This is a genomic window from Actinoplanes sp. ATCC 53533 (assembly GCF_003947245.1).
Genome location: NZ_QHHV01000259.1, coordinates 1 through 5,972, shown reverse-complemented (window position 1 = coordinate 5,972; position 5,972 = coordinate 1). Strand labels below are relative to the sequence as shown.

The 5,972-nt window shown below is 70.2% G+C and carries 5 protein-coding genes and 1 pseudogene; 1 reads left to right on the top strand and 5 read right to left on the bottom strand.

Features of this window, described 5'->3' with window-relative positions:
- Window positions 1-1,948: DNA topoisomerase (ATP-hydrolyzing) subunit B (gyrB, locus tag DMB66_RS52265; protein WP_125811532.1), on the bottom strand; the 1,948-nt coding region annotated here is incomplete at its 3' end.
- Window positions 1,949-2,478: 530 nt separating this feature from the next.
- On the opposite strand from gyrB, the gene DMB66_RS52260 reads away from it, so the two are divergent.
- Window positions 2,479-3,045: a hypothetical protein gene (locus DMB66_RS52260; RefSeq protein WP_125811531.1), complete on the top strand. Its 567-nt coding sequence runs from the start codon at window positions 2,479-2,481 to the stop codon at window positions 3,043-3,045.
- A gap of 16 nt (window positions 3,046-3,061) precedes the next feature.
- Here the strand turns inward: DMB66_RS52260 and DMB66_RS52255 are convergent, their stop codons facing one another.
- The 4 genes and pseudogenes from DMB66_RS52255 to DMB66_RS52240 form a co-directional block, all read right to left on the bottom strand.
- Complete coding sequence (locus DMB66_RS52255; RefSeq protein WP_125811530.1) at window positions 3,062-3,523, bottom strand: hypothetical protein; 462 nt, start codon at window positions 3,521-3,523, stop codon at window positions 3,062-3,064.
- Between the two features lie 31 nt (window positions 3,524-3,554).
- Entirely contained in the window at window positions 3,555-4,040 is a 486-nt protein-coding gene (locus DMB66_RS52250) for a DUF721 domain-containing protein (RefSeq protein WP_125811533.1), read from the bottom strand.
- Between the two features lie 481 nt (window positions 4,041-4,521).
- On the bottom strand, window positions 4,522-5,649 hold the full coding sequence (gene recF, locus DMB66_RS52245; RefSeq protein WP_125811529.1) for a DNA replication/repair protein RecF: 1,128 nt from the start codon (window positions 5,647-5,649) through the stop codon (window positions 4,522-4,524).
- Between the two features lies 1 nt (window position 5,650).
- Window positions 5,651-5,972: pseudogene (locus DMB66_RS52240) on the bottom strand (6-phosphogluconate dehydrogenase); the annotation flags it as partial.

Genomic DNA, 5,972 nt, shown 5'->3' with positions numbered 1-5,972 from the left:
TGTCCAGGAACCGAACGTCCTTGGCGTTGCGCTGGATGAACGAACGACGGGCTTCGACGTCCTCACCCATCAGGACGCTGAACAGCTCGTCCGCGGTCGCGGCGTCGTCGAGGGTCACCTGCTTCAGCGTGCGCGTGCCCGGGTCCATCGTCGTGTCCCACAGCTCGCGGAAGTTCATCTCGCCGAGACCCTTGAACCGCTGGATGTCGTCGGGCTTCGCGTTCGCCTTCTTCTGCTGGCGCAGCTCGATCAGGCCGTCCCGCTCCCGGTCGGAGTAGGCGTACTGGGCGTCGTCGCCGCGCTTGTTCCACTTGATCTTGTAAAGCGGCGGTGCGGCCAGGTAGACGTGGCCCAGCTCGACCAGCGGCCGCATGAAGCGGAACAGCAGGGTGAGCAGCAGCGTCTGGATGTGCTGGCCGTCGACGTCGGCGTCGGCCATCAGCACGACCTTGTGGTAGCGCAGCTTGGCGACGTCGAATTCCTCGTGGATGCCGGTGCCCAGCGCCGTGATCAGCGACTGGACCTCGTTGTTCTTCAGCACCCGGTCGATCCGGGCCTTCTCCACGTTGAGGATCTTGCCGCGGATCGGCAGGATCGCCTGGATCTGGCTGTCGCGGCCCTGCTTGGCCGAGCCGCCGGCCGAGTCACCCTCGACGATGAACAGCTCGGAGACCCGCGGGTCGGTCGACTGGCAGTCGGCCAGCTTGCCCGGCATCGAGCCCGACTCCAGCAGCGACTTGCGCCGGGCCAGCTTGCGCGCCTGCTGCGCGGCGATCCGGGCCCGGGCCGCCTGCGAGGCCTTGGTGATGATCTGCTTCGCGTCGGCGGGGTTGCGGTCGAACCAGTCCGCGATCGCCTCGTTGGCGATCTTCTGCACGAAGCCCTTCATGTTCGTGTTGCCGAGCTTCGTCTTCGTCTGGCCCTCGAACTGCGGATTCGTCAGCTTCACCGAGATGATCGCGGCCAGACCCTCGCGGATGTCCTCGCCCGAGAGCTTCTCGTCGCCCTTGAGGAACTTCTTCTCGGCGCCGTAGCGGTTGACGATGCTCGTCAGCGCGGCGCGGAAGCCCTCCTCGTGGGTGCCACCCTCGTGAGTGTTGATCGTGTTGGCGAAGGTGTAGACCGACTCGCCGTACGACTCGTTCCACTGCATGGCGATCTCGAGGGCCATGCCCTCGTCGTTGGCCTCGGCCTCGAACTCGATCACCGTCTTGTGGATCGGGGTCTTGGTGGTGTTGAGGTGGCGCACGAAGTCGGCGATGCCGTTCTCGTACATGAAGGTGACCTCGCGGGCCTTGCCCTCCTCGTCGACGTGCTCGGGCCGCCGGTCGACCAGATTGATCGTCAGGGCCTTGTTGAGGAACGCGTACTCCTGGATCCGCCGGTAGATCGTCTGCCAGTCGAACTCGGTGGTCTCGAAGATGGTCGGGTCCGGCCAGAACTGGACCATCGAACCGGTGCGCGAAGTGGGCTCGCCCTTCTCGAGCGTGCCGGGCTTCGACGCGGTGTAGTGCTGCCGGTAGACGTTGCCCGACTTGTGGATCTCCACGAACATCTTGGTGGAGAGCGCGTTCACCACGGAGACGCCGACGCCGTGCAGGCCGCCCGAGACCGCGTACGCCTTGCCGTCGAACTTGCCACCCGCGTGCAGGACGGTCAGCGCGACCTCGACGCCCGGCTTCTTCAGCTTGGGGTGCAGGTCGACCGGGAAGCCACGGCCGTTGTCGGTGACGGAGACGCCACCGTCCGCCATCAGGACCACGTCGATGGTGTCGCAGTAGCCCGCGAGCGCCTCGTCGACGGCGTTGTCCACAACCTCCCAGACCAGGTGGTGCAGGCCCCGCTCGCCGGTGGAACCGATGTACATACCGGGGCGCTTGCGGACCGCCTCGAGACCTTCGAGCACGGTGATGGAACCGGCACCGTATTCCTGCGTGTTCTCTGCCACCCTCGGCCACTTTCTCGCGCCGGCCCGCGCGAAGGCGGGTCGGTCACGGGGTTGGCGAGCAGCCGGCGGCCATCGACGGGCAGGGCGAACACCGGCGACGAGCCGCGGGAAGAAGGCGGACCACCGGTGGAGCCGAGCGCGCCGGTCGCCGCGGTCACCCGCGGATCGTGATCGGCTGGAAAAATCGCGTAGCGTGACGGAGTGCCGTCACGGGGCGGACTTTCCCGGTCGTTGTCGATTCTACTCCGTCCGGGCGAGTTATTGAGGGTCCGGCACCTCGTCCGGGTACCTCAGATTGCCGTAGCGCGATTGAGGGCCACTCCCACGAGTCCCCCTACACGGAATGCGGCGCCCCCGCAACGACGAACCTTTCGACGCCCGGGCCCCGAGGCGCGCCTCCCGGCGCGTGAGGCCACGCGCTGCGACACTGCCTCACGACGGCAGGCGGCGGTGTCGTAACCTCGCCCGCGCGGGCCGGTACACGGCCGGACGGGTCCGCAGCCCGGCAGTTCGAGGAGAGGTGGGCCCCCATGGCGCTGGACAAGGGGCTGGACAACGTGGCCGTGCACTGGCCACGGACGAACAGGTTCTACGACCCGGTCGCCCCCGCCGAGTTCGTCGACTTCGGCGCCGTCGCGGACGCGCCGGAGATCGCCGCGCCCACGGGCGCGCTCGCGCTGCACATAGCCAAGACCGGCACGGTACGGGCGACCGCCTACACGGAGCTCGTCGACCTGCTGCTCGGGCTCGAGGGCGTCCTCTACGCCACCGACGCGGCCGCGGAGGACGAGGACCCGGTCATCGACCCGGACGGGTGCGCCTGGATCGCCGGCGGCCTCGAGCGCTTCGTCGAGGGTCACCAGCAGCACGGTGACCTGGTCACCTTCGACAGCGTGGCGGACGTGATGCGGTCCGCTGTGGCCGGTGGACGGCTGGCCGAACAGCAACTGCGCTGGCTGGACGACCGGCTGGCGGCGCTGCGTGACGAGGCGGGCAACGCGCCACACTGGAGCTTCGCGCGTACGGAATTGGCGGTTTTGTCGGGTTTTTATCGCCGCTGCGCCGAGCGAGGGTTCGCGGTCTTCGCCGACTACTGAGCCGACTCGCGGGTCTCTACCGCCTGCCGTGGCCGCGCCGCCGCAGCAAGATCAGCGCGGCCACGAGGACGGCGCCCGAACCGAGGGCCCACCACAGCGCCCGGGGCGGCCCCTCGGCCGGCCGATCGACCAGGCCGAGGTCCTCGTTGCCGTCGCACAACGAGGTGCTGCCCTCGTTGGCATAGACGCGGTAGCGGTGGCCTTCGGAGAACCCGTAGCCGCAGGATGCGCTGTCCACTGCGGTGACGAGATCGACCCGCTCGCCGGCGCTGCCCTGCTCGACCGACTCGACCCGGATCCGGACCCTCAGGTCGTCGCCGGTCCACGGCTTGCTCACCCGCTCGGCCACCCCGACGACCACCAGGTCACCGCTGCGTTGCGGCATGCCGCACGAGCACGCCCAGGCGGGCCCGGACGGCGCGACGACCAAGCCGGCGACGACCAGGAAGAGGACAGCGAGGAATCGGCGCAACATCACAGTGGGACGCCGGCCGGGCGGTCCGGGTTCCTCAGCCGTACGTGTCGCGCGGGCCGCGGCCCTGGACCCGGCGCGGTCCCTTGTTCCACGACGGCGCCGCGGGCCCGTGGATGTTGAGCTTGGTGACCACGTTGTGCCCGACCTCGGCGGCGATGCGCTTGAGCAGGTTTCCGGCGAGCATGCGCAACTGGGTCGCCCACGCGGTCGACTCGGCCTCCACGGTCAGCACACCGGCGTCGAGCTTGAGCGGGCGGCTGTGCTTGGCGACGTCCGGGCCGACGACCTTCTCCCAGGCGCCGAAGACCTTGGCCTCCGCGGCGGGCTTCTGCCAGCCGCGCTGCTTCATGATCCGCTCAAGCATCACCCCGAAGAGCTGCGGATCCCGCGGATCCGGCCCGGGCCCGGAATATCCGCGCAGCCTGCGACCGGTGCCTTCACCATCTCCGGTACGGCGGCGCGGCGCCTGCTGAGCGGACCGGCGTTTGGCCAGTGCGGCATCGAGTACGGCCCGAGCCAGCTCCGGGCCGGCCGTCCCACCGTCACCAGCCGCAGCACCGCCTGCCGGCCCGGCTGACGCACCACCTGGTCCGGCGGACCCGTCCCTTGGCCCGGCAGACCCGCTCGCTTGTCCGCCTGATGCACCCCTCGGCCCGGCTGACCCGCTCGTCTGTCCGGCCGATGCACGCCTTGGCCTAGCAGGCGCGCCCCCGGCTCCGGCGGATGCGCTCGCCGGCCTGCCGGTGCCGCCTTCTGCGCCGGCAGCTTTTCCGTCGCCTGCTGCATCCGTTCGGGCCACGGTTTGTCCGCCGCCGCCGGCTGCTTGCTTGCTCTTGCCGGCAACGGAATCCCTGCCGGGTGCTCGACTGCCGCCGGCGGCCGCGCCGCTCGCCGCATCGGGTGTGCCCGCGCGGGCGGCGCCACGCCTGCCGGCACCGCCCGCTCGGTCGCCGGGTCCGGCGGCGTCCCTGGCAGCCGCTGGCGGCTTTTCCGGGGTTCCCTCAGACACGGGTCACCGTTCCTGCTTCGACGTCGTAGCGGACGCCTCGTAGGGCCGCAGGGACATCCTCCGGCACCGCGCAGGTCACCAGCAACTGGGTCGCGTCCGACACCAGCTCCGCCAGCCGCTCCCGGCGGCCGGAATCCAGCTCGGCGAAGACGTCGTCGAGCACCAGCACCGGCTCGATCCCGTCGGTGCGCAGCAGGTCGTACGCCGCCAGCCGCAGGGCCAGCGCGAACGACCAGGACTCGCCGTGGCTCGCGTACCCCTTGGTGGGCAGTTCTCCCAGCGTCAGCAGGAGATCGTCGCGGTGCGGGCCGACCAGGGTGACCCCGCGCTCGACCTCGTTCTGCCGCCGTTCGGCCAGCGACGCCAGCAGCGCCTGCTCCAGCCGGGGTCGGTCCGGGACCAGCGATTCGCCGAGCCTGGACGCGTACGCGATCGAGGCTGTCGTGCGCCCGGCCGCCACCGCGTCGTAGGCCTTGGTCAGATGCGGCCCCAGGGCCGCGGCCAGCTCCAACCGGCCGGCCAGCAGCTCGGCGCCATGATGGGCGAGGTGCTGATCCCAGACCGCCAGGGTCGAGAGATCCTGCCCGCGCGTGCCACCGACCTTGCGCGTCAGGTAGGCCGTGCGCAGCAGGGCGTTGCGCTGCTTGACGACCCTGTCGTAGTCGGCGCGCACCCCGGCGAACCGGGGCAGGCGGGCCACCAGGAGATCATCGAGATAGCGCCGGCGCTCGGACGGGTCACCGCGGACCAGCTCCAGGTCCTCCGGCGCGAACAGCACCATCCGCAGCGCGCCGAGCACCTCCCGGGACCGGCGCACCGGCGACCTGTTCAACCGGGCCCGGTTCGCCTTGCCGGGCACGATCTCCAGCTCGACCAGCAGCTCACGACCATCGTGGACGATCTCGCAGCGGATCACGCCCGAAGTCGCTCCGGCCCGGACCAGCGGCGCGTCGGTGGCCACCCGGTGACTGTCCAGAGTGGCCACATAGCCCAGCGCCTCGACCAGGTTGGTCTTGCCCATGCCGTTCTGGCCGACGAGCACGGCGACGCCGGGATCGAAGTCGACCGCCACCCGCTCGTACGAACGGAAGTCGGTCAACTCGACCCGGCGGACGTACATCTCAGCCGACGACGGCGTGGCCGCCGAACTGCTGGCGCAGCGCGGCGACGGCCTTCATGGCGGGCGAGTCGATCTGCCGCGATTCGAAGCGGGTGAACAGGGACGCGGCGATGACGTGCAGCGGAACGGCCAGCCGGACCGCCTCGTCGACCGTCCACCGGCCCTCGCCGGTGTCCTCGGCGTAGCCCTTGAGCTTGGCCAGCTCGGGATCACCGTCCAGCGCCCGGTCGAACAGGTCGAGCAGCCAGGACTTGACGACGCTGCCCTCGCGCCAGCTCTTGATCGCACCAGGCACGTTGTCGACGTATTCCGAAGCCTCGAGC

Bases quoted from the DNA above. Each gene is read 5' to 3' on its own strand.
- DMB66_RS52260 (WP_125811531.1), top strand. From the start codon at position 2,479: ATGGCGCTGGACAAGGGGCTGGACAACGTGGCCGTGCACTGGCCACGG.
- recF (WP_125811529.1), bottom strand. From the start codon at position 5,649: ATGTACGTCCGCCGGGTCGAGTTGACCGACTTCCGTTCGTACGAGCGG.